This is a genomic window from Paracoccus sp. L-17, assembly GCF_056857655.1.
In genome coordinates this window covers 110,604-131,755 of record NZ_JBSXNM010000031.1, presented here as the reverse complement: position 1 = coordinate 131,755, position 21,152 = coordinate 110,604, and the positions used below count along the sequence as shown (strand labels likewise).

The 21,152-nt window shown below is 65.0% G+C and carries 26 protein-coding genes and 1 pseudogene; 3 read left to right on the top strand and 24 right to left on the bottom strand.

The annotated features are described in order from the left end of the window. Nucleotides 1-139 precede the first annotated feature (139 nt). The 8 genes and pseudogenes from AC13CR_RS06205 to AC13CR_RS06170 all read right to left on the bottom strand — a co-directional run. A pseudogene (locus AC13CR_RS06205) lies at nt 140-274 on the bottom strand (transposase); the annotation flags it as partial. 44 nt (nt 275-318) lie between these two features. After that, nucleotides 319-1,053 carry a hypothetical protein gene (locus tag AC13CR_RS06200; protein ID WP_446232426.1) on the bottom strand — a complete coding sequence of 245 codons (735 nt, stop codon included), beginning with the start codon at nt 1,051-1,053 and terminating at the stop codon, nt 319-321. Further along, a complete protein-coding gene (locus AC13CR_RS06195) occupies nt 1,050-1,940 on the bottom strand; it encodes a DUF7146 domain-containing protein (RefSeq protein WP_482900479.1) in 891 nt (296 codons plus the stop codon). The genes AC13CR_RS06200 and AC13CR_RS06195 overlap by 4 nt, the downstream gene beginning before the upstream one ends. After that, entirely contained in the window at nt 1,930-2,163 is a 234-nt protein-coding gene (locus tag AC13CR_RS06190) for a hypothetical protein (protein ID WP_292952174.1), read from the bottom strand. The genes AC13CR_RS06195 and AC13CR_RS06190 overlap by 11 nt, the downstream gene beginning before the upstream one ends. 137 nt (nt 2,164-2,300) lie before the next feature. Continuing rightward, nucleotides 2,301-2,513: a hypothetical protein gene (locus tag AC13CR_RS06185; RefSeq protein ID WP_292952171.1), complete on the bottom strand. Its 213-nt coding sequence runs from the start codon at nt 2,511-2,513 to the stop codon at nt 2,301-2,303. Beyond that, nucleotides 2,506-2,691 (bottom strand): hypothetical protein, encoded by a 186-nt coding sequence (locus AC13CR_RS06180; RefSeq protein WP_366522637.1) that lies wholly within the window; start codon nt 2,689-2,691, stop codon nt 2,506-2,508. The genes AC13CR_RS06185 and AC13CR_RS06180 overlap by 8 nt, the downstream gene beginning before the upstream one ends. 922 nt (nt 2,692-3,613) lie before the next feature. Continuing rightward, nucleotides 3,614-3,967: a helix-turn-helix domain-containing protein gene (locus AC13CR_RS06175; RefSeq protein ID WP_446233684.1), complete on the bottom strand. Its 354-nt coding sequence runs from the start codon at nt 3,965-3,967 to the stop codon at nt 3,614-3,616. 453 nt (nt 3,968-4,420) lie between these two features. After that, on the bottom strand, nt 4,421-5,293 hold the full coding sequence (locus AC13CR_RS06170; RefSeq protein ID WP_292952156.1) for a LysR substrate-binding domain-containing protein: 873 nt from the start codon (nt 5,291-5,293) through the stop codon (nt 4,421-4,423). Nucleotides 5,294-5,390: 97 nt separating this feature from the next. Between AC13CR_RS06170 and AC13CR_RS06165 the strand changes: the two genes are divergently transcribed. After that, nucleotides 5,391-6,095, top strand: a complete 705-nt coding sequence (locus AC13CR_RS06165; RefSeq protein WP_292952153.1) for an SDR family oxidoreductase — start codon at nt 5,391-5,393, stop codon at nt 6,093-6,095. Nucleotides 6,096-6,150: 55 nt separating this feature from the next. Here the strand turns inward: AC13CR_RS06165 and AC13CR_RS06160 are convergent, their stop codons facing one another. From AC13CR_RS06160 to AC13CR_RS06140, 5 genes are read right to left on the bottom strand one after another with little or no spacing between them, the layout of a single operon-like run. Then, nucleotides 6,151-6,651, bottom strand: a complete 501-nt coding sequence (locus AC13CR_RS06160) for a TRAP transporter small permease (RefSeq protein ID WP_292952150.1) — start codon at nt 6,649-6,651, stop codon at nt 6,151-6,153. A gap of 5 nt (nt 6,652-6,656) precedes the next feature. Then, entirely contained in the window at nt 6,657-7,688 is a 1,032-nt protein-coding gene (locus AC13CR_RS06155) for a TRAP transporter substrate-binding protein (RefSeq protein ID WP_292952147.1), read from the bottom strand. A 39-nt stretch (nt 7,689-7,727) separates the two neighbouring features. Next, nucleotides 7,728-9,023, bottom strand: a complete 1,296-nt coding sequence (locus AC13CR_RS06150) for a TRAP transporter large permease (protein WP_292952144.1) — start codon at nt 9,021-9,023, stop codon at nt 7,728-7,730. Continuing rightward, nucleotides 9,020-9,922, bottom strand: coding sequence for a hydroxymethylglutaryl-CoA lyase (locus tag AC13CR_RS06145; RefSeq protein WP_292952141.1), 903 nt, complete (start codon nt 9,920-9,922; stop codon nt 9,020-9,022). Before AC13CR_RS06145 ends, AC13CR_RS06150 begins: the two co-directional genes overlap by 4 nt. Next, nucleotides 9,922-11,139, bottom strand: coding sequence for a CaiB/BaiF CoA transferase family protein (locus AC13CR_RS06140; protein WP_292952138.1), 1,218 nt, complete (start codon nt 11,137-11,139; stop codon nt 9,922-9,924). The genes AC13CR_RS06145 and AC13CR_RS06140 overlap by 1 nt, the downstream gene beginning before the upstream one ends. A gap of 128 nt (nt 11,140-11,267) precedes the next feature. Here AC13CR_RS06140 and AC13CR_RS06135 point away from each other — a divergent pair, with 128 nt between their 5' ends. Then, nucleotides 11,268-11,969 carry a GntR family transcriptional regulator gene (locus AC13CR_RS06135; protein WP_292978882.1) on the top strand — a complete coding sequence of 234 codons (702 nt, stop codon included), beginning with the start codon at nt 11,268-11,270 and terminating at the stop codon, nt 11,967-11,969. 90 nt (nt 11,970-12,059) lie between these two features. Here the strand turns inward: AC13CR_RS06135 and AC13CR_RS06130 are convergent, their stop codons facing one another. The 7 genes from AC13CR_RS06130 to AC13CR_RS06100 all read right to left on the bottom strand — a co-directional run bounded on the left by AC13CR_RS06130 (nt 12,060) and on the right by AC13CR_RS06100 (nt 17,979). Next, on the bottom strand, nt 12,060-12,350 hold the full coding sequence (locus AC13CR_RS06130; protein ID WP_292952132.1) for a YrhK family protein: 291 nt from the start codon (nt 12,348-12,350) through the stop codon (nt 12,060-12,062). After that, nucleotides 12,347-13,426 carry a phenylalanine--tRNA ligase subunit alpha gene (gene pheS / locus AC13CR_RS06125; protein ID WP_292952129.1) on the bottom strand — a complete coding sequence of 360 codons (1,080 nt, stop codon included), beginning with the start codon at nt 13,424-13,426 and terminating at the stop codon, nt 12,347-12,349. Before pheS ends, AC13CR_RS06130 begins: the two co-directional genes overlap by 4 nt. 68 nt (nt 13,427-13,494) lie before the next feature. Then, nucleotides 13,495-14,208, bottom strand: a complete 714-nt coding sequence (arsH, locus tag AC13CR_RS06120) for an arsenical resistance protein ArsH (RefSeq protein WP_482900478.1) — start codon at nt 14,206-14,208, stop codon at nt 13,495-13,497. Then, the gene (locus AC13CR_RS06115; protein WP_292952126.1) at nt 14,201-14,620 is read right to left on the bottom strand and encodes an arsenate reductase family protein; all 420 of its coding nucleotides are present in this window, start codon (nt 14,618-14,620) and stop codon (nt 14,201-14,203) included. Before AC13CR_RS06115 ends, arsH begins: the two co-directional genes overlap by 8 nt. Next, nucleotides 14,617-15,663, bottom strand: a complete 1,047-nt coding sequence (gene arsB, locus AC13CR_RS06110; protein WP_292952123.1) for an ACR3 family arsenite efflux transporter — start codon at nt 15,661-15,663, stop codon at nt 14,617-14,619. Before arsB ends, AC13CR_RS06115 begins: the two co-directional genes overlap by 4 nt. A gap of 7 nt (nt 15,664-15,670) precedes the next feature. Further along, the gene (locus AC13CR_RS06105) at nt 15,671-16,543 is read right to left on the bottom strand and encodes a metalloregulator ArsR/SmtB family transcription factor (RefSeq protein ID WP_292952120.1); all 873 of its coding nucleotides are present in this window, start codon (nt 16,541-16,543) and stop codon (nt 15,671-15,673) included. A gap of 77 nt (nt 16,544-16,620) precedes the next feature. Further along, complete coding sequence (locus tag AC13CR_RS06100; protein ID WP_482900477.1) at nt 16,621-17,979, bottom strand: cytochrome P450; 1,359 nt, start codon at nt 17,977-17,979, stop codon at nt 16,621-16,623. Between the two features lie 199 nt (nt 17,980-18,178). Here AC13CR_RS06100 and AC13CR_RS06095 point away from each other — a divergent pair, with 199 nt between their 5' ends. Then, nucleotides 18,179-18,664, top strand: coding sequence for a DUF411 domain-containing protein (locus tag AC13CR_RS06095; RefSeq protein WP_292952114.1), 486 nt, complete (start codon nt 18,179-18,181; stop codon nt 18,662-18,664). Nucleotides 18,665-18,724: 60 nt separating this feature from the next. Here AC13CR_RS06095 and rplT read toward each other — a convergent pair whose 3' ends face one another. The 4 genes from rplT to pyk all read right to left on the bottom strand — a co-directional run bounded on the left by rplT (nt 18,725) and on the right by pyk (nt 21,131). Further along, entirely contained in the window at nt 18,725-19,084 is a 360-nt protein-coding gene (gene rplT / locus AC13CR_RS06090) for a 50S ribosomal protein L20 (RefSeq protein ID WP_292952111.1), read from the bottom strand. Nucleotides 19,085-19,101: 17 nt separating this feature from the next. Beyond that, entirely contained in the window at nt 19,102-19,302 is a 201-nt protein-coding gene (gene rpmI / locus AC13CR_RS06085; protein ID WP_292952108.1) for a 50S ribosomal protein L35, read from the bottom strand. A gap of 116 nt (nt 19,303-19,418) precedes the next feature. Further along, nucleotides 19,419-19,652: a hypothetical protein gene (locus AC13CR_RS06080; RefSeq protein ID WP_292952105.1), complete on the bottom strand. Its 234-nt coding sequence runs from the start codon at nt 19,650-19,652 to the stop codon at nt 19,419-19,421. Between the two features lie 33 nt (nt 19,653-19,685). Beyond that, nucleotides 19,686-21,131, bottom strand: coding sequence for a pyruvate kinase (gene pyk, locus AC13CR_RS06075; protein ID WP_292952102.1), 1,446 nt, complete (start codon nt 21,129-21,131; stop codon nt 19,686-19,688). Between the last annotated feature and the right edge of the window lie 21 nt (nt 21,132-21,152).

The window sequence follows — 21,152 nt, the reverse complement described above, 5'->3', positions numbered from 1 at the left end:
CTTTCATGCTGCCTTGCGCCATCCAAAACCATCCGCACAGCGCGTTCGCGCACTTCCGGTGAATACTTGTTTGTTGTCTTTGTCATGATGCTCCATCCTGCTCATGAGTTGGAGCCTCCGGCAAACCCGGTGCGGTTCAATGCGCTGTGATCCATTTGTTCAGCGTCGACATTCCAACGCCCAGATCATCAGCCACCTGCTTGCGCGTCAGCCCACTGGTCAGCGCAATACGCACCGCATCCTGGCGGAATTCGTCCGTCCGTTTCAATCCCATAGTTCGTCTCCTTTGTTGCAGTAAATGCTATCAAAGGAGCGGCATCAAACCGCGACAGGTCCACGCAACGTCTCGACCGACCCGACCGTAATCGGGACGGCCAGGGGTTGCATGCCGGCAGCGCGGCGGAAGCGAACCGGCGGCTTGTCGATGATCCGCCAGCCGGTGGCGTTGATCTCCACCGCCCGCCAGGCCTCGTCGCCGAGATCGAGGTAAAGCCGTCCGTCGAGACCGCCGACGCGGATGAACACGGGCCGTTTCGGACCGTCGAAATGCGCCTTTGCCTCGACCACGTTGAGCGCCGATTGCAGCGCCTCGGAGCTTGGGGCGCCGCCGGTCTGCTCGTAGAACTGCCGCGCCAGCCAGCGACGGAAGCCCTTGGTGCGCACCGGCCAGGTTTCGCGATGTTCGTTAATCAGGATGTCGGCAAGGGCCGTACCGTCCGCCGAATGGAACAGGTCGGCCGCGCCCGCGAGGTCGATCAGGATGTCGGCCTGCGTCGGGCCGCGCCCGCCATCCCCGCTTTCTTCGGCCATGGCCTCGTCGAGCGCCGTCACACGGCATCCGGCCTTCTTGAGCTTCGCGCGCCAGGCTTCGAAAGCCGCGCGATCCTCAGACTTGAGGGCGACCAGCCGTTCCAGGACCTCGGGCGTGAATGCCGCGCCGGGATCTTCGGCGGATTTCTCGACCAGACCGTCAAGCGGATCGGGGATGTCCTCGGCCGCATCTATCGCGTCGAGGATCGGGTTCAGGTCTTCACCGTCAATCTCGTTGCTCATTGTGCGCCCTCCTCGATGCCGGGCGCGCGGCCGAGCAGCACGTCGTTGAAATCCATGCCACGCGGAGGCCGGGCAATGCGCACCCGCCGCCCCTCCCGCATCCAGCGCAGCGCGCAATCTCGGGCTGCGACCTCGCCGGGATCGTCGCCATCGGCCAGAATAATCAAGTCGCGGAAGCCGCCGGGCAGGTCGAGCGCCGGCAGCCCGGAAGTGGACAGCGCCGCCCATGCGGGAAGTCCGGTTGCCTGCATGGCCGCGAGACAGGTCTCGATGCCTTCGCCGATCATCAGGACTTCGCCGGGTTCGCGAAGGCGAACCGCCCCGCCCCGGCACGGGCCGAACATCATCTTTGCGGGTTCCACGGCCGCCTTTCCATGGCCCTCGCGGGCTAGGAATGTCCGGTGGATGGCCAGTGGCGGGTCGTCAGCGCCCCGCGTCACTAGCGCCACCATGCAGGGCCAGATCCCGCCCGAGGGGTGCTTCAGGCCGCGATGAAAACGAAGCGATGGCGGCAGCGAACAGGTCAGGCCGCGCGAGGCGAGATAGGCCTCGACCGGCGTGCCGTCGGCAGGAATCGTGGACTGCCCTATCGAAAGCGCGACAGCACTCCGTTCCGTCTGGTCGGGATCGGGTCGCGGTGGCGACACCTTGCGGTGACGCGATTTCCGGAGGGACGAATGCGCCTTGCCGTCCCACAATCCGCGTGCTTTCAGGGCCGCGATCACGTCGCGCTGGTCGCATCCGGCATGACAGCGCATTAGCACCCTGCCGTCGGCATCACGGATGGAGAGGCTGGGCTCGCGGTCGTCATGGGCCGGGCAGCGCGCCGTCCAGCCTTGTCCGACCTTGTGGCCGCCAAGCGCCCTGGCGATGGTTTCAGCAGTCATCGCGCACCTCCTCATCGCCAGAGGCCGCCGTGTCACCGTTATCATTCGCCGAGGCCGGCTTATCGGCCCGCGACCACTCGGCCAGGACGGCAAAGAAGCCGGTCAGGCTGGCGGCGATCTGCTTCGCCTCGTCGCGGGTCACATCGCGCCCGAGGCGCGGTTGCCAGACCTCGCGGGTCCGGCCGATCAGTTCGTCATTGCGATTGTCGTTTGCTGCTTTCACCGAAGATCTCACGGATGGCTTCTCGCCGCTCCGTGCCCCTGATCTCCGGCCTCGGACTCTCACCGATAACGCAGGATCGCATCGTCATTTGCATGTTCGGCGTCCCAATCGCAGGGATCGCCGGTTCGCGCGCCTTGTCAGCGCGGCAGCTCGTCCTCGGGGATCGTGAACTTGTGGGACTTGCCCGCCTCGATCACGAGGTCGCGCTTATTGTTCTTGCCGATTGGGCCGGAAATGGCGCAGCGGAAATGACCGTGGCGCAGACCGTCGAGAACGATCTGGTCGAGCGCCTGGCGCAGTTGAGGGCCGTTGGACAGGCCGTCGTTGGGATGGGGAGTTTTCTCACGCATTGTGCAGCAGCGCCTTCATGTCCTTGATGGTGGTGAAAAACGCGAGGGGCGGCACCGTCGCCCCGTCGCCGTAGAACGAAAGCATGTCCTCGCGCCGGGACGGGCGGTCCCGGAAGACGAACACCTTGCGCCGTCCCTCGGCGCGCAGATCGAGCAGTTCGTATCCGGTGCAGCGCATGAAGCAGGCGAGATAGAAGTCTCGGGTCTCGAACCCGTCCTCCCGCGCCGCTGTGCCGTATTTCGCCTGTCCACTTTACACTTTACAGTCTCGTCAAAAAAGGGGCCGGATTTCCTGCCGGACAAAAGCCGCTGGAGCGGCACCATACGATGAAGCAAGCCAAGCTTTTCCAGCCGGATGCGCATGGCGATTGGGGAAACGACGAAACGCTCGGCCAGCGGCTTGCAGAAGCGTTCCAGCGCCTCGTCTTCTGTTTCAGAAATGTCGAAATCGCCAACGGAAGCATGGATGCGCGGAATCTCGACGAAGGAGTGCGCAACTGGCGTTTCTGGTTGGAGGACGCGCTGCTTCCGGTCAGGAAAGAACTCGTTCCACGCGGCAAAGACCATCTTGCGCGGCATCAGCAGGCAGGAGGCATAGAAATCGGCCTGCCATTCCACCCGCTCCTTTGCCTCGCGCGACCGGCAGATGAACTTGGGTTCGCTCGCGGCATCAAGGAAGGACGTTTGCGCCGCGTCCTGCACGATCAGGTGCTGATGCAGCCGCCAGTGCCCGCCGCCCTCGTGGGCCAGCGTGAAGCGATAGCGGCCCTCCCGCGAGGGGTTCTCCTCAGGATCGAGGCTTTCGTCGATGAATATGCTTCCGTCGCCGTAGATCGCGCCGAGGATGTCGGGCTGGCCGTTCGGAGGGCGAGGAACATTGTGGCGCGCGTGCATGTCGTCGAAATCAATCCGCAGCTTGAGGTACTTTTCCACGATGTCCTCAACAGGGATGGGCGGCTCGATCGTCACGCCCCGAGCGCGCTCATACTCTCCGATAAGGGAAGCGGCGTCGCGCTCGATAGCCTCTTCGGCAAGATAGGGAACAAATCGGCTCATCCGTCATCCTTCATCTGCATCAGCGGGGCCATGCCCCGGTGGCTTCACTTGCCCTTGGCCTTTCCTGCCTCCCGAGAAAGCCGGGCCAGGTCCTCGGCGCTCAGACCGTTGGCGGTTCGCAGCAGCGCAGACATTTCGGCAGGATGCCGCTTGATGATGTCGGCGAGATCGGATGGCACGCGCCCCGCCATCGCCAGCAATTCGTCCGGATCGCATTCGAGAATCTGCGCGATCGACCGAACCTTGTCCTCAGTCGGCGGCGTGAACTCGTCGCGCTCCACCTTCGACATATACGTCGGGCTCACCCCGATCTTCTTGGCCATCTCGCGCAAGCCGATCTCCCGCGCCTCACGCTCGCGGCGAATAAACGCCCCGAACTTCTCCCTCCCGCTGGTCATGGCTCCTGTCTCCGTTTCCTGTCTAGCGTTCACTCTACACTTGATTCGATAGGTTCGTCAACCATCCACTAAACGGTGGCCGAAATGCCTTCAGGCAGCAATCTGAAGTTCTCGGATATCTTCAAGCAAGCGCCTGAAATCTGGCTCAGGCGCAACGCACATGGTTCGAAACGTGTTCAGGAACGGCAGCCATTTCCCGATGTCCCGCGCGCAAAGGATCCGTGATGCCTTGGCGGACAACGCGGATGCGCCGGCTTTTCCACTTGTGCAAGTCTGATCAGATGCCGCGGCGGTGGCTTGACGGCCGGAATATCGGCGCTGCGGACATGGATCGGCTTGATCGGGGCGCATGTGCAATCAGACGGTCGGCATCGGGATCGATACACCGTTCGAGATCAAGCTCTTGTCCAGATAATTTACACCGCTTTCAAGAAACCGTCTCGCCCGCGCAGGTCATGGTTCCGACGCCTCGATCAGCCATCGACAGGTGGTCTCGACGGCGTCCGACCGGTTCGTTCCGCGGCGCGCAAGGAGGAAGAAATCCCCCTGCCCGCTGAGTTCTTGCGCAACGACCTGCACCAGCCGCCCGGCCTTCAGATCGGCCGCGACAAGAAACCGGCTGGCCAGGGCCGCGCCCTGTCCCGCCAGCGCCGCGTCTATGGCCAGAGTTGTCTGGCTGAGGCGAATGTCGCGCCCCTGGCTGTGCGCAACGCCACACAGCCGCAGAAAGCCGGGCCAGAGATCATGCGCGTCATGCAGCTTGGGTATCACGGCAAGCGCCGCCCGGTCCAGCGGGCCGGAATGCCCGGCAAGCAGGCCCGGTGAGGCGACCGCGACGATGTTCTGCCGAAACAGCAGATGCGCCCGGAGCGCGGCGCCGAAGGGAGGGGCGCCGAGACGGACCGCCAAGTCGATACCGTCGGCGTGGAAACTGGACAGCTTTTCTGTCGCGAGGATCCGCAGATCGATGTCGGGATGTTTCGCGGTGAAGTCCGGCAGGTGCGGGATAAGCCATTTCGCGGCGAATGTGGGTGTGACGCTGATCAGCACCCGCGCTGCCTGAGGCCGAAGCACCGCGGATGCCTCGCGCAGGATGGCGAAAGCTTCGGCGACCCGGGCGTGATAGCCGCGTCCGGCCGCCGTGAAGGCCAGTCCCTTGGGCAGACGCGCGAACAATGCCATGCCGACATGGCCCTCAAGCCCTCGGACCTGTTGCGCGACGGCGCCCTGGGTCACGCCCAGTTCGCCTGCCGCGGCACGGAAGTTCAGGTGCCGTCCGGCGGCCTCGAAGGCGCGCAGCGCGTTCATGGGAGGAAGATCGTTCATCTGGCAGTCGTATTTCTACTGTCAGGCGGCGTCAATTCTGGTTCGCTTCTGCGGCCGATCCGGGCTATTCAGGATCGCAAGCACCAAGGAGGCTGTCATGACAGTAGAAAAGGTCGCGCTGGTTACGGCCGGTGGAAGCGGGATGGGCGCGGATGCTGCGCGGCGGCTGGTCAAAGACGGGTTTCGGGTCGGCATTCTCTCGTCCTCCGGAAAGGGCGAGGCGCTGGCCGAGGAGCTCGGCGGTGTCGGCGTGACCGGTTCGAACCGATCGGTTGCCGATGTGACCGCGCTGGTCGGCAATGTGATGGACCGCTGGGGACGGATCGACGTCCTGGTCAATTCCGCCGGTCACGGTCCGAAGGGTCCCGTGCTCGAGATCTCAGACGACGGCTGGCACGAGGGGATGGAGGTCTACCTGCTGAACGCGATCCGCCCCGCCCGGCTGGTGACGCCGATCATGCAAAAGCAGGGCGGCGGCGCGATCATCAACATCTCGACCTTCGCAGCCTTCGAACCCGATCCGCTATTTCCCACCTCGGGCGTGTTTCGCGCGGGCCTCGCTGCCTTTGCCAAGCTCTTTGCCGACCGATACGCGGCCGACAACATCCGCATGAACAACGTCCTGCCCGGCTTTATCGACAGCCTGCCCGAAACCGAGGACCGGCGCGTGCGCATTCCCATGGGCCGCTATGGCCGGGCCGCCGAAGTCTCGTCGCTGATCTCCTGGCTCGCCTCCGACGAGGGCAGCTACATGACCGGCCAGAACCTGCGCCTCGATGGCGGTCTGACCCGCGCTGTCTGAGGCTGCGTCCTCTCGGCCATTCTTCTCGGCGCAACCGTCCGATGGGGAAAAAGGCTTAACCGTAATCGGATCGCACAATGTCCTTGCGGCGCGCGAAGACCATCAGCACGAATTGCAGGCCCAGCACGGCAAAGCCGACCGGCATCAACCCATAGGGTATCCACATGGGCGTGCCGAACGCGCTGCTGACGCGCTCGCCATAGGCGAAGGCGTCGCGCGCCATCAGCCAGCCTCGCCAGGCGATCGTGAACGAGAAACCCGCGCCCACGACCGCGATCACGACCCGCAGAAGGTGCTGCAACGCCGGATTGCCCCGTTCGGCCAGAAAGCCGATGCCGATCTGTTCGCCTCGTCGAAGCGTGTCGGCTGCGGTGACCAGCGCCAGATACACCATGAGAAACGAGTTGATCTCCATGCTCCAACTGGTGGCGCGGGCAAAGAAGTGCCGCGTCAGCGCGTCATAGCCGATGGTGATCATCATGAAGACCAGCACCAGCGCGCCGCCGGCCTGCAAGATCCAGGTCAGCCAACCCATCGCACGGTCGACGGCGCGCATCGGCGTTATGCTTCTTCGCCAAGGGCCAGCGCGATGGCACGCTGACCCACGTCAGGACCGACCTCGTCAAGCCAGACCTGACGCACGTCGACGTTGATCTTGTCGAATTCGGCGATCTCGTCGTCGGCCGGCTCGATGACTTCGATCCCGGCCTCCTTGAAGGCGGGCCAGTATTGATCGCGGAAATAATCCTCGTTCGCTGCGCGGGCGCTTTCCTGATCGAACCATTCGACCCCCTCCATGAAGGCGGCGCGGACATTCTCGGGCATCGCGTCCCAGCGGCGCGTGGTCGTGAAGACGCCGATCGCAAAGCCTGTCACCGGCATCCGATAGGCATAATCCACCTGTTCCTGGATCGAGCGTCCGTTGATGGTCGAGATGTTGGCCACGGCCGCATCGACCGTCCCGCGTTCCAGCGCGAGATACAGTTCGGACGAGGGAATGCGCACCGGGGCGGCGCCGAAATGTTCCAACGCAGCCGAGGCCTCGAAGGACACGAGCCGGATCTTCTTGCCGTCGATCTGGGAGAGGTTGGTGATGGGCGCGCTTTCGATGCTCCAGATATATTCCGGTTCCATGATTCCACCGCCAAGCGACAGGCAGCGCAGCCCCTGTTTTTCCAGCTCTGCCGCGATCAGTTCGAACAGGGGCGCGCCGCGGCGCAACCGGTCGGGGTTCTCATAAAGGGGGCCGACCACGCCGGGCAGGCCCAGGACCCCAAGGATGGGCAGCGACCGCGTGACATAGGATGAGGTGTGAAACATGAAGTCGATCGTGCCAGCCCGCAGCGCCGGCAGTTGTTCATCCGCCGCGACCAGGCGGCCGCTGTCATAATAATCCAGCGCGACGACGCCTTCTCCCGCCTTGTTCACCCGGTCAACCAACCCCTGCGAACCATATGCCAGATCGGCATAGGATGGCGGCAGGTAGCTGACCCCGGTCAGCGTCTCGGCGGCAAAGGCCCGCCGCGGCAGCCCCGCAAGGGACAGCCCGCCAAGAGCGGCGGTGGCGCCAAGGATCTGTCTTCTGGTCGTCATGTCTTCTCCTCCCTCTTTTTGTCTATCGTCAGGCGGGGCTCAGGGCATCAGGCCCGGCAGCCACAGCGCCATTTCAGGCACCAGCACGAACATCGCCAGCACCAGGAATTGCAGGATCACGAAGGGCAGCACGCTGCGGATGATATCCTCGATGGCCAGGACCGGGGCGACGGCCTTCAGCGTATAGAGGTTCAGCCCCACGGGCGGCGTGATCACCGCCATCTCGAGATTCATGACCAGGATGATCCCGAACCACAGCGGATCATAGCCCAGGGCCGTGATCAGCGGCAGCAAGATCGGCGTCGTCACCACGATCAGCGAAACCGCGTCGATCAGCATGCCCAGGAACAACAGGGCGATCATCACCACCATCAGGATGGCGAAAGTCGGAAGCTGGGTCTGGGTCAGGGCCTGCGATACCGTATCGGGCAGCCGGATCAGGTTGAGGTAATCGCCAAAGATCCGCGCGCTGCCCATGATCAGCAGGATCGCCCCCGAGATCCGCGCGCTCGACGCGATGATCTGCCAGAAACGCATCCATGTCAGGCTGCGAAACACCAGCGCCGCCAGCGCCAGCGCGCCCAGGGCGCCAAAGGCGCCCGCCTCGCTTGGCGTGGCGACGCCGGAATAGATGACGCCCAGAACCAGAAGCACCAGCAAAGCCGCGTGCCACAAGCCGCCAAGCGAACGCAGGCGTGCCCCCCAGTGCGTGGCTTCGGTTTCCCGCGGCGCCTCGGACGGATTCAAACTGGCGCGGATCCAGATATATCCCGCCAGGGCCATCGCCAGGATCACCCCCGGCACGATCCCGCCAATGAAAAGATCCGCGACCGAGACGCCGGAGACGGCGCCATAGATGATCAGCGGGACACTGGGCGGGATCAGCATGGCAAGCGCGCCCGAACTGACGACCGCCCCGGCCGCAAGCCGATGCGAATAGCCGCGCGCAAGCATTTCCGGAACGGCGATCGATCCAATGGCCGCGACCCCTGCGATCGAGACCCCCGAGACCGCGCCGAACACCGTCGAGGCGCCGACGGTCGCGATCGCCAGTCCGCCGCGAAGGCGGTTGAACCACAGCGCCGCCGCACGGTAGAGATTGGCCCCGACCGGCGTTGCCGACAGGAAATTTCCCATCAGCACGAACAGCGGCAGAGCCAGCAGTTCAAAGCTGTTCAGCTGCGCGAAAAGCGAACTGGGCCCGAAGAACAGCGCCATCGACCCGCGCGCCATATAGAGTCCGATCATCCCGGCCGCACCAAGAGCCAGAAAGATCGGGGCGCCGATGGCGATCAACGCCAGAAGGGTGACCAGAACGATCAGCGGTTCGATCATGCGGCGCCCTCGGCGGCGCCGAACCAGCCGGCGCGAGACATCTGCCCGGTCACGCGCCCCGGAACACGCTGATCCAGCCAGTCGATCTGCGCGGCCAGCCGGTCATGCGACAGACCCGTCGCCATGCCTTGCCGCGTCAGCAGATAATTCGCATCCTCGGTCGCGATATTGCCGGTTGCGCGCGGCGCGAAGGGACAGCCGCCCAGGCCGCCGATGGATGTGTCTGCAACCTCGGCGCCCAGTTCGATCGCCGCGATCAGGTTCGCCATACCGGTCCCGCGGGTATTGTGCAGATGCACGCCCCAGCCCGTGCCGCCCAGAACCGGAGCCATCGCGCGATGGACCCGTCGGATATCCGCCGGGGCGGCGACGCCGATCGTGTCGGCCAGCACCACCTGCCCTGCGCCGGCCGCGATCACGGCCTTTGCCATGGCGGCAACGCGGGCCTCGGATATCTCGCCCTCGAAGGGGCAACCGTAGGCGGTGGCGATGACGGCTGTCACATCGCGCCCGGCCTCGCTGGCGACGGCCGCGGCGCGGCTGAATTCGGCAACGCTGTCTTCCGCCGACATTCCCTGGTTGCGGCGGCAGAACGTGTCCGAGGCGACGACGGCAAAGCGCAATTCGGTCGCGCGGGTCGCGATGGCACGTTCCGTCCCCTTCAGGTTCAGGACAAGCGCCGCCAATCGCACATCCGGCAAGGGGGGCAGGCCCGCCAGAACCTCTTCGGCGCCGGCCATCTGCGGGACGCGGGCGGGATGGACCATGCTGACCGCCTCGACATGCCGCGCGCCGGCATCGGCAAGCCCGGTGATCATCTCGATCCGCTCCTCGACCGAAAATATCCGGTCGAGGTTCTGCAATCCGTCGCGCGGTCCCACCTCGCACAGGGTCAGCATCAGATCACCCCCTCGGCGCGAAGCTCGTCCAGCTGGCTTTCCGACAGACCCAGACGACCATAGACCTGCGCGTTGCTGGCGCCGATTTCCTGCGGGCCAAGCCATGCGATATCGCCCGGAGTATCGGACAGGACGGGAAAGACACCCGGCACGGTGATGCTGCCGAACTCGTCATCCTCGATGTCGCGAACCATGCCCCGCGCACGGAAATGCGGATCCTCGACCACCTCGGCGATCGAATTGATCGGGCCATGCACCACGTCGAAGCGATCCAGCCGCCGGGTCAGTTCGGCCATGGTCAGCGCGCCGGACCATTCGGCGATCAGCGCGTCCAGTTCCTGCTGGTTGTCGCCGCGCGCGATATGGGTCGCGTATTTCGGATCGCTTGCCAGTTCCGGACGATCCATCGCCCGGGTCAGCCTGCGGAACATCGCGTCCACATTGGCCGCGATGACGACATAGCCCGCATCGCTGGTCGGATAGATGTTGGACGGCGCGATCTTGGCCAGCCCCGACCCCGAGGGCTTGCGAACATGGCCGGTCTTGGAAAATTCTGTCACGCAGCTTTCCAGCATCGCAAAGCAGCTTTCGGTGATGGCCGCATCGACCACCTGGCCCTGCCCGCCGTTTCGATCGCGACGGAACAGCGCCATCATCATGCCCTCAAAAGCGAACAGCGCCGTCAGCGTATCACCGAGCGAGATTCCGAAACGCGGTGGCGGCATGTCCGGATAGCCATTGATATAGCGCAATCCCGACATCGCCTCGCCCACCGAGGCAAAGCCGGGCCGCGAGGCATAGGGACCTGTCTGCCCGAAGCCCGAAACCCGCACGATCACCAGCCCCGGATTGATGCGATGCAGGCGCTCGGGCGACATGTCCCATTTTTCCAGCGTCCCGGGCTTGAAGTTCTCGATCAGCACATCCGCGGTCTCGATCAGCTTGCGCACCAGCGCCTGCCCACGCGGATGGCGGAGATCGGCGGATACCGAATGCTTGTTGCGCGCCATGATCGGCCACCACAGCGTCTTGCCCTGATACTGGTTGCGCCCCCAGTTACGGATGGGATCTCCGGTGCCGGGCGGCTCGATCTTGATGACCTCGGCTCCGAAATCGGCGCAGCGCGTGCCGACGAAGGGACCGGCAAGCAATTGTCCCATCTCGATCACACGCAGACCCTGCAGGGGGCCGAACTCTCGCCCTTCGGGTTCGCTCATTGCGGCTTTTGTCCCCCTTGAATCCCAAAGATCGCATCTCTGGATACATTCTGAACCAGATTCCGTCTTGCTTGCAAGAAACTTAAGAATATGGATACAATTTCTGAAATTTTTGCATTCGTGACCCGATGGAACATTCGAAATTCGCAACCTCCACCGACCGAGCCTATCGTCAGTTGCGGGACGCGATCCTGAGCGGCAGCCTGCCGACCGATCGCAAGGTGACCGAGACCGGGCTTGCATCCATGCTGGGTTTGTCGCGAACGCCCGTCCGCGCGGCGATCGGCCGCTTGCTGATCGAGGGTTTGCTGCAACGCCGCAGCGGCAGCGGCCTGTGGTGCGTGCTGCCCACGCCCGGCGAGATGCAGGAGATCTTCGATATCCGGGCGCGGCTGGAATCCTATGCCGCGGCGCGCGCCGCCGAACGCGCCAGCGCGGAACAGCGCGAGGCCGTGAAGCAATCGGCCGAACGCATGTCACGTCACGTCGCCGCCCTGGCGAAGCGCAGCGATCCGGATATCGCTCGCCGGATCGAGGAAGAGAATGCGTTTTTCCATCGGCTGATCCTCGAGGCCGCCTGCGCCCCGCGGCTCGAAAGGCTGCTTCAAAGCACCGTGGATGTGGCTTTCGTCAGCCTGACCCTGCAACGTTACAGCCTTGGTCAGCGGGTCCGCTCGGCAGGCCATCACCACGACATTGCCGAGGCGATCGCCCTTGGCATGGCGGAATGGGCCGCCCGCACGATGGAGGCGCATATCCTGGCGGCCGCAGCCTCATTCAGGAACCGCTACGGCGTTGCGGCCGAGACACCGCAAGATGACAAGGCCTGAGCCCGCCCGCGGCGGTGTCGATGCGGTCCACAAGACAGGCTGGCGGCGCCAAGGGGCAATTGGGACAACCTGCCAAGGCTTGTCCCGAACCTACCCCAACCGGTCCGCCAGAGTCTTCGTCTCGCCCATCCGGTAAAGCTTGATTTCACGCCACAGCCGCAATGTCGGCTTCATCGCGAAGAAGACCGAACCGATGGTGAAGAACCAGGTCGCCGGGGTTTGAAGGCTGGCGGAAAAGAACATCATCGATCCGATGATGAAGCACAGGGCCGCCGCGAAATCGACGACGGTATGGGCGATCTCGAATTGCGCATAAAGGCGGCGCGCGGCGGGGGTCGCCTCGCGACGGTGGTGCCGGAAGATGCCGCGCCAGAAGCTCAACGGTTCAGGCCGCCCGCGACCGAGGGGATGTCGCCCGGCGCAAAGCCGAAATGGCGCAGCCAGCGCAGGTCGCTTTCAAAGAAGGCGCGCAGGTCGGGAATGCCGTATTTCAGCATCGCGAGACGGTCGATGCCCATGCCGAAGGCAAAGCCCTGCCAGCGATCGGCGTCGATCCCGGCCGAACGCAGCACATGCGGATGGACCATGCCCGAACCCAGCACTTCCAGCCAGCCGTCGCCCTGTCCCACTTTCAGCGTGCCGCCTTCCCAGGAGCACTGGATATCGACCTCGGCCGAGGGTTCGGTGAAGGGGAAATGGCTGGCGCGGAAACGGGTCTTCACCGGTGTCCCGAAATAGGCCGAGAAGAATTGTTCCAGCACCCATTTCAGTTGCGCCATGGAAATGTCGCGGTCGATGGCCAGCCCCTCGATCTGATGAAACATCGGGGTATGGGTCTGGTCCATGTCCATCCGGTAGACGCGGCCCGGCGCGATCACGCGGATCGGCGCGCCGTGTTCCTGCAGGGCGCGGATCTGGACCGGAGAAGTATGCGTGCGCAGGACATGCGGCGGGCGATCGTCGCCGGGCGCGCGGTGCATGAAGAACGTGTCGTGTTCCTGCCGCGCGGGATGTTCGGGGGCGATGTTCAGCGCGTCGAAATTGTACCAGTCGGTTTCGACCTGCGGGCCTTCGGCGACGGCGAATCCCATATCCGCGAAGATCGCGGTAACTTCGTCGGTGACTTGGCTGACCGGATGGATGGTGCCCGCCGGGCGCGGCCGGCCGGGCAGCGTCACGTCCAGCCATTCGCCGGCGAGGCGTGTCTCCAGCGCGGCATCCTCCAGGCTGGCTCGGCGGGCGCGCAGCGCGGTGTCGATCTCGTCGCGCAATTCGTTCAGGGCGCGTCCGGTGGTCTGACGTTCCTCGGGGCTCATCCGGCCCAGTTCGCGCATCTTCAGGCTGATCTCGCCCTTCTTGCCAAGCGCCTTGAGCCGCACCTCCTCGATCGAGGCCGGGTCGGCGGCGTCCTTGATGCGGTCCAGCCATTGCTGGCGCAGAGGGGTCAGATCGTCCATCGTCATGCCTTCGCGTGGCTTCCTGGCCCTTGCCTTAGCATTGTGTCGGGCGCTGGAAAAGGCCGGGCTCAGACGGCTTTCGTCTGGTTGACGCGGGCCGACAGGGCCGCGCGGCTTTCGACACGTTCGGAATAGCGGTCCACCAGATGGTCGCGGATGTCGCGGGTCAGCAGGGTGAACCGCATCAATTCCTCCATCACGTCCACGATGCGGTCGTAATAGGGCGAGGGCTTCATGCGACCCTGATCGTCGAATTCGTCCCAGGCCTTGGCGACCGAGGATTGATTGGGGATGGTCAGAAGCCGCATCCACCGGCCCAGGATGCGCAACTGGTTGACGGTGTTGAAACTTTGGCTGCCGCCGCAGACCTGCATCACCGCCAGCGTCTTGCCCTGGGTGGGCCGCACGCCGCCCAGCGACAAGGGGATCCAGTCGATCTGGGTCTTCATCAAGCCCGACATGGCGCCGTGGCGTTCGGGCGAGGACCAGACCATGCCTTCGCACCACCGAACCAGATCGCGCAACTCCGCGACCTTGGCGTCGTCGACCCCGGTCGCATCGGCCAGCGGCAGGCCGCGAGGATCAAAGATCCGCGTCTCGGCGCCCAGGGCGTTCAGGACACGGGCGGATTCCTCGGCAGCAAGCCGCGAAAAGCTGCGCTCGCGCAGCGATCCGTAAAGCAGAAGGATGCGCGCACCATGAGTGCTGCGCGCGGCCGGAAACAGCGCATCGGGGTCAGGGGACGGCAGGCAATCGCGGCGGATATTCGGCAGGTCAGCCAAGGATTTCTCCTTTTCCGTTCATGATCATCTGGCCATCTTCCTTGAAGATCGGGCCAGACGGCACGCGATCCAGCAGCGGCAGGACGGTTTCCGAGGGCCGGCACAGGCGCACGCCACGGGCCGAGGCGACGATGGGCCGGTTGACCAGCACCGGATGGGCCAGCATCGCCTCCAGAATCGCGGCATCCTCGACGGTATCATCCAGCAGGCCCAGTTCGGCCGCCGGGGTTCCGGTGATCCGTAGCGCCTGTCGGGGCGTCAGGCCTGCGGCGGCGAACAGCGTCAGCAGGTGCGGGCGGGTCCAGCCTTCGCGCAGATAGTCGATCACGACCGGGTCGGCACCCGAGGCGCGGATGATGGCCAGAACGTTGCGCGAGGTGCCGCAATCGGGATTGTGGTGGATGACGATCATGCGCGGGCCTCGGGAAAACGGTCGCGGGTCCGGTTGGCAAAGGCCACCAGCGTCAGCATCACCGGCACCTCGACCAGCACGCCGACCACCGTGGCCAGCGCCGCGCCCGAGTTCAGGCCGAACAGGCTGATCGCGACCGCGACGGCCAGTTCGAAGAAATTCGAGGTTCCGATCAGCGCGCAGGGCGCAGCGATCCGGTGCGGCACACCAAGCGCATGGGCCGCGGCGTAGCTGAGGGCAAAGATGCCATAGCTCTGGATCAGGATCGGCACCGCGATCATGGCGATCACGACCGGCCGGTCCAGGATGACCTGTCCCTGCAACGCGAACAGGATGGCCACCGTGGCCAGCAGCCCGATCACCGAGAACGGCTTGATCCGGGCGGTAAAGGCGGCGGTGGCGCCGCGCATCGCGTGGCGGGTGATCTGGCCCGCGATCAGCGGCAGCACGATATAGAGCACCGTCGCCAGAACAAGCGTCTGCCAGGGCACCTCGACCTCGGTCACGCCCAGCAGAAAGGCGACGATGGGCGCGAAGGCCACCACCATGATGAGATCGTTCACCGAGACCTGGACCAGCGTATAGGTCTCGTCCCCGCGGGTCAGTTGCGACCAGACGAACACCATCGCGGTGCAGGGGGCGGCGCCCAGCAGGATCAGCCCGGCGATATATTGCGATGCATCGGCCGGCGCGATCCACGCCGCGAAGACATGATCGAAGAACAGCACCGCCAGCAGGGCCATGGTGAAGGGCTTGATCAGCCAGTTGACCACAAGCGTCACCAGCAGGCCGCGCGGCTGACGGGCGATGCCCGAGACCGCGCCGAAATCGACTCCGATCATCATCGGATAGACCATCGCCCAGATCAGCACGGCAACGACGAGGTTGATCGAGGCGATCTCGGCCCCGGCGACGGCCTGCACGAGACCGGGCGCGATCACGCCCAGGCCGATGCCGCCGATCATGGCGGCCAGAACCCACAGGCTGAGCCAACGTTCGAACCCGCCCAGTCCGCCGGCATGGGATGCGGAGATATCGGTCATTGCTGTCTCACCCCGCCTGCAACTGGTCTGAACGGGCGCCGATCTGGTCGATGCGGGCCTGCAACGAGGCGCGTTCCAGCGACTCGATCGGCAGGCTGATGAAGGCGGCCAGCCTTGTGGCCAGCATCTGGTGGGTGCGGCTGAAGGCTGCGGCCTGTTCGGCCGCGTTTCCGGTGAATGCGGCCGGGTCGGGCACGCCCCAATGCGCGGTCACGGGATGGCCTGGCCAGACCGGGCAGACCTCGCCGGCTGCGTTGTCGCAGACGGTGAAGACGAAATCCATCCGCGGCGCGTCGGGACCGGCGAATTCGTCCCAGCTTTTCGACCGGATGCCGGCAAGATCGTAGTCCAGCCGTTCCAGCAATTGCAGCGTGCGCGGATTCGGCTGGCGCGAGGGGTGCGAGCCGGCCGAAAAGGCACGGAACCGGCCCGAGGGATCGGCGTTCAGGATCGCCTCGGCGATCAGCGACCGGGCCGAATTGGCGGTGCACAGAAACAGCACGTTGAAGGGCGTGTCGCGCACCTTGTCCTCCGATGGCGAAATGGGTCGGGGCGGGTTGATGAGGTTGTTGACGGCGGGCCTGCACAAATCCGGATTCCCGCCGCAGCAATCGCTGAGCAGGTAATCGACCAGATGTCGCATGGTGGTCAGGTCGGCGAAATAGCGGATCGAACGTCCCTCGCGGCGCTTCGCGATCAGCCCGGCCGCAGACAGCACCGACAGATTGGCCGACAGCGTGTTATCGCGCACCGACAAAGCCTCGGCGATCTGGCCCGCCGGCATGCCATCCGCGCCCGCCCGGACCAGAAGACGGAACACCGACAGGCGCAGCGGCTGGCCGAGGGCGGTAAAACAATCGAGGGCATCTTTCGTTTCCATAATTCACGAATAATGGAACTATCTCCGGGGCGCAAGAGCCATTTTTCCCAGCCGCCAGCGCCGCGCCGAATCCGTCGTCAGCGCCGCGCGACGTTCAGCCAGACGCCCCCATGCGGCCGCAGGGTCAGGATCATCCGCGGCTCTGGCGCGCGGCCGGCTATCGCGGTGAAACGGAATCGCGACAGCAGGGTGGCAAGGATGATCACCGCCTCCTGCATCGCGAACCCGGCGCCGATGCAGATCCGGGGACCGGCGCCGAAGGGAAGAAAGGCATAGCGGTCGGGCGGGGTCAGGAACCGGTCCGGATCGAAGGCATCGGGATTCGTCCACAGCAGATGGTGGCGATGCAGGGCATAGATCGGCAGCATGACCGTGTCGCCGGGACGGATCTCGCGGCCGCACAGCCGGTCATGCGCCTGCGCCGTGCGCGACAGGAAGGCCGCCGGCGGATAAAGCCGCAGGGCCTCGGACACGATGCGCTGGATCAGCGGCAGCCGCTCCATGTCGGCGGCGGCGGCGGCCCGGTCGCCGAGGATCGCCCGCGCCTCGGTCGCTGCGCGGTCCTGCACATCGGGATCGAAGGCGCAAAGATACAGCGCCCAGGCCAGCGTCAGTGCCGTCGTCTCGTGTCCCGCCACGATGAAGGTCAGCAGGTTGTCGCGCAGCTCGTCGCGATTCATGGTGCGTCCGGTCTCGGGATCGTCGGCATCCAGAAGCAGATCCAGCAGGTCGGGCGGACCCTGCCGTTGCGCGGCGGCGGCCCGGTCCGTGATGGCCCGGTCCGCGATCTGCTTCATCTGTCGCAAGCCCTGCCCCGCAAAGATCCGTCCCGGACGCGGCACCCATCGCGGCACGCCGATCACATCCATCAGCGACACCTTGGCGGTCTGCGCGATATAGCCGTCGATGGCGTGATGCACCGCGTCGCGGTCAAAGGATCGTTCCCCCGACAAGGTCGCGTCCGAGATCACCTCGAAGGTCGCGGCCACGGTTTCGGCGAACAGATCCACAGGACCGGACGCGGCCTCGAGACGGCGGCAGGACGCCTCGGCGGCGGCGGTCATCACCGGGCCAAGCGCCTGAACATGGCGCAGCGCGAAGGCGGGCGCGGCGGCTCGGCGCTGCCAGCGCCAGTTCGCGCCTTCGGCGATGAACAGGCTGTCGCCGATTGCCGGTTCCAGGATCAGCTTGGTGACGACCGATTTCGGATAATCCTCGACCCGGTCCTTCAGGACATGGCGCAGGCTGTCGGGATCCATGACCATGTGCCAGCGGATACCGGTCTGTCCCGACACGATGGGCTGACGCAGCGCCAGTTCGGGAATGATCCCCAGCACGTTGCGGCGCGCGATCATCACCGTCCTCAGGATGCCGACGGGACGGGTGGCCAGCGGCACGCGGGCCGGGATGGCGGACACGGGATCATGATGCGTCATGGCACGACGATAGACGGGCGCGACCCGCGGCTCAATCGCCGGTCTGTCGCACCCTTGTGATCGGACGGGCATTGATCGCCCCCGACCGGCGCCGCAATGTGGAAGAATGCGACCTCTCGCATGAACGCGAGGCCGGCCTTGGCCATGTGTTCCTGCGATGTTGCTTGCGCCGCCTGATCGACACCAAAGAGAGAAGACGATGAACCGCACCTCCTCGACCCGCCGCAACCTGCTGACCGGGGCCTTGATGCTGACCGCTCTGCCATTGCTGCGCCCCCTCGCCGCCCTGGCCCAGTCCGAAAGCCAGGCCGCACCGCAGATGAATGTCACCAAAAGTCCCAGCTGCGGCTGTTGCAAGGGTTGGGTGGATCTGGCCCGGCAACAGGGCTTTTCGGTCAGTGTCACCGACACAGACGATTACGAAGGCATGAAGACCGCCAACGCGGTCCCCGAGGCGCTGTGGTCCTGTCACACCGCGGTCATCGACGGCTATGTGATCGAAGGGCACGTGCCCTTCGCGGCAATCCGGACGCTGCTGGCAGAGCGACCCGACATCGCCGGTCTTTCGGTGCCCGGAATGCCGCCCGATTCGCCCGGCATGGGCGGCGGCGCGGATGCGGTTGTGCCCGTCACCGCCTGGGGCGGCACCGCGGGCGACGGCACGCCCTTCGAATTCAAGTCATAGCACGCAGAAAGCCCGCGCCGATCCGGCGCGGGCTTTCGGAAGTTCGCGAATCCCGTGCGATCAGGCCGCAGCCTTCGCCTTTTCGACGATGGCGCCGAATGCCTCGGGCTCGTGGATGGCCAGATCGGCCAGAACCTTGCGATCCACCTCGATCCCCGCCTTCGCCAGCAGGTTGATGAACCGCGAATAGGTCATGTCGGCATCGGCCAGACGGACGGCGGCATTGATCCGCTGGATCCACAGCGCGCGGAAGTTGCGCTTGCGGTTCTTGCGGTCGCGGGTGGCATATTGGTTGGCCTTGTCCACCGCCTGCGTCGCGGTGCGGAAATTGCGCGACCGGTTGCCGTAATAGCCCTTGGCCTTGTCCAGAACCTTCTTGTGACGGGCGTGGGTAACCTTGCCGGATTTAACTCGTGCCATTGTTCAGTCCTCGACGATCAGCGGTTATAGGGCATGTATTTCTTCACGATCCGGGCATCCGCGTCGCTGAGGACGGTGGTGCCGCGCGCATCGCGAATGAACTTCGTGGTGCGCTTGATCATGCCGTGGCGCTTGCCGGCCTGGGCGGATTTCACCTTGCCCGTGGCCGTCATCGAGAACCGCTTCTTGGCGGCCGCTTTGGTCTTCATTTTCGGCATTTTCATCTCCTTCGTATCAGAGTGAACGCGCGACTCGGCAATGCCATTCCGGCCGGCCGCGCGGGTCGAAGCGCGCCCTATAACGGGGCGCGCCAGTCTTGGCAAGAGATGCCGGCCTATTTGCCCGGCGGGGTCATCGCATCGGTCGCGACCCGATCCCAGGCGCGGGCGAGGTCGCCGGCCTGGAACGGTTCGGGATTCAGATAGGCCGCGGCGAAGATCGCGACGATGCCCAGGATCAACGTGATCACGGCGGCGCGCGGCGGCGTCGCCTGGACAAGCTGCACCACGGCCAGCAGGATCGAGACAAGGCCCAGCGCAACGCCGGCCAGCAGCAGATAATCGGACATCGAAACCACCCGTTCTTCTTCGCTGTTGCGGGCTTATTCCGGATCGGAGGCGAAGATCAAGCGTTCGTCGCAAGGCGCGATGCGCACGATGTTGGTCGTGCCCGGCACGTTGAAGGGCACGCCGGCCATGACCACGACCTGCCGCGTCTCGTCGGCGAAGCCGAAATCCCGCGCCGCGCGGGTCGCGTTCACCACCGCCTCCTTGAAGCGGGTCAGACGCGGCGTGATCACGCAATGCGTCCCCCAGGTCAAGACCATGCGGCGCAACACGTTTTCCAGCGGCGTCAGCGCGATGATCGGCACGCGCGGGCGTTCGCGGGCGACCAGACTGACGGTTTTGCCCGACTGGCTGAAGGCGCAGATCGCGGCCACGTCGGTCGTTTCGGCGATCTCGCGGGCGGCGGTAACGATGGCGTCGGCCACGCTGTGCAGTTCGGCCTGCCGCGCGGCCTCGATGATGCCGCGATAATTCGGATCGGCTTCGACCGAACGTGCGACGCTGTCCATCGTGGTCACCGCCTCGACCGGATAGGCCCCCGCGGCACTTTCGGCCGACAGCATCACGGCGTCGGTTCCCTCGTAGATGGCATTGGCGACGTCGCTGACCTCGGCCCGCGTCGGCATCGGGCTTTCGATCATCGATTCCAGCATCTGCGTGGCCACGATGACCGGCTTGGCCGCAGCACGGCATTGCCGCACCAGCCGCTTCTGGATCGGGGGCACCGAATGGACCGGCAATTCCACCCCCAGATCGCCGCGCGCGACCATGATCCCGTCGGACGCCTTCAGGATCTCGTCGAAGGCGCGCACCGCCGAGGGTTTCTCGATCTTGGACAGCACCGCGGCTCGGCCCCGGGCCAGGTGCCGTGCCTCCTCCACGTCCTCGGCGCGCTGCACGAAGGACAGCGCCAGCCAGTCCACGCCCAGTTCGCAGGCGAATTCCAGATCCTCGCGATCCTTGTCCGACAGGGCCGCCAGCGGCAACACCACGTCGGGCACGTTCACGCCCTTGCGGTCGCTGATCGTGCCGGCGACGGTGACGGTGCAATTGGCGAAGTCGGCGCCGCATTCATCCACCCGCAGGCGGATCTTGCCGTCATTGACAAGCAGTTCCGATCCCGCCTCCAGCGCGGCGAAAATCTCGGGATGCGGCAGCTGCACGCGATCGGTATCGCCCGGTTCCGCATCCAGGTCGAAGCGGAACCGATCGCCCGCTTCCAGATCGTGACTGCCCGTGGCAAAGCGCCCGACGCGCAGTTTCGGCCCCTGAAGATCGGCCAGGACGGCGATCGGGCGCCCGGTTTCGGCCTCGACGGCGCGGATGGCGTCAAAACGGGCCTTGTGATCGGCGTGGTCGCCATGGCTCATGTTCAGGCGGAAAACGTCGGCGCCGGCATCGAAAAGGGCCCGGATCATCTCTTGCGTCGAGGATGCGGGGCCAAGTGTCGCCACGATCTTCACATTGCGATGTCGTCTCATCATGCGCCCCTTCCACGTTTA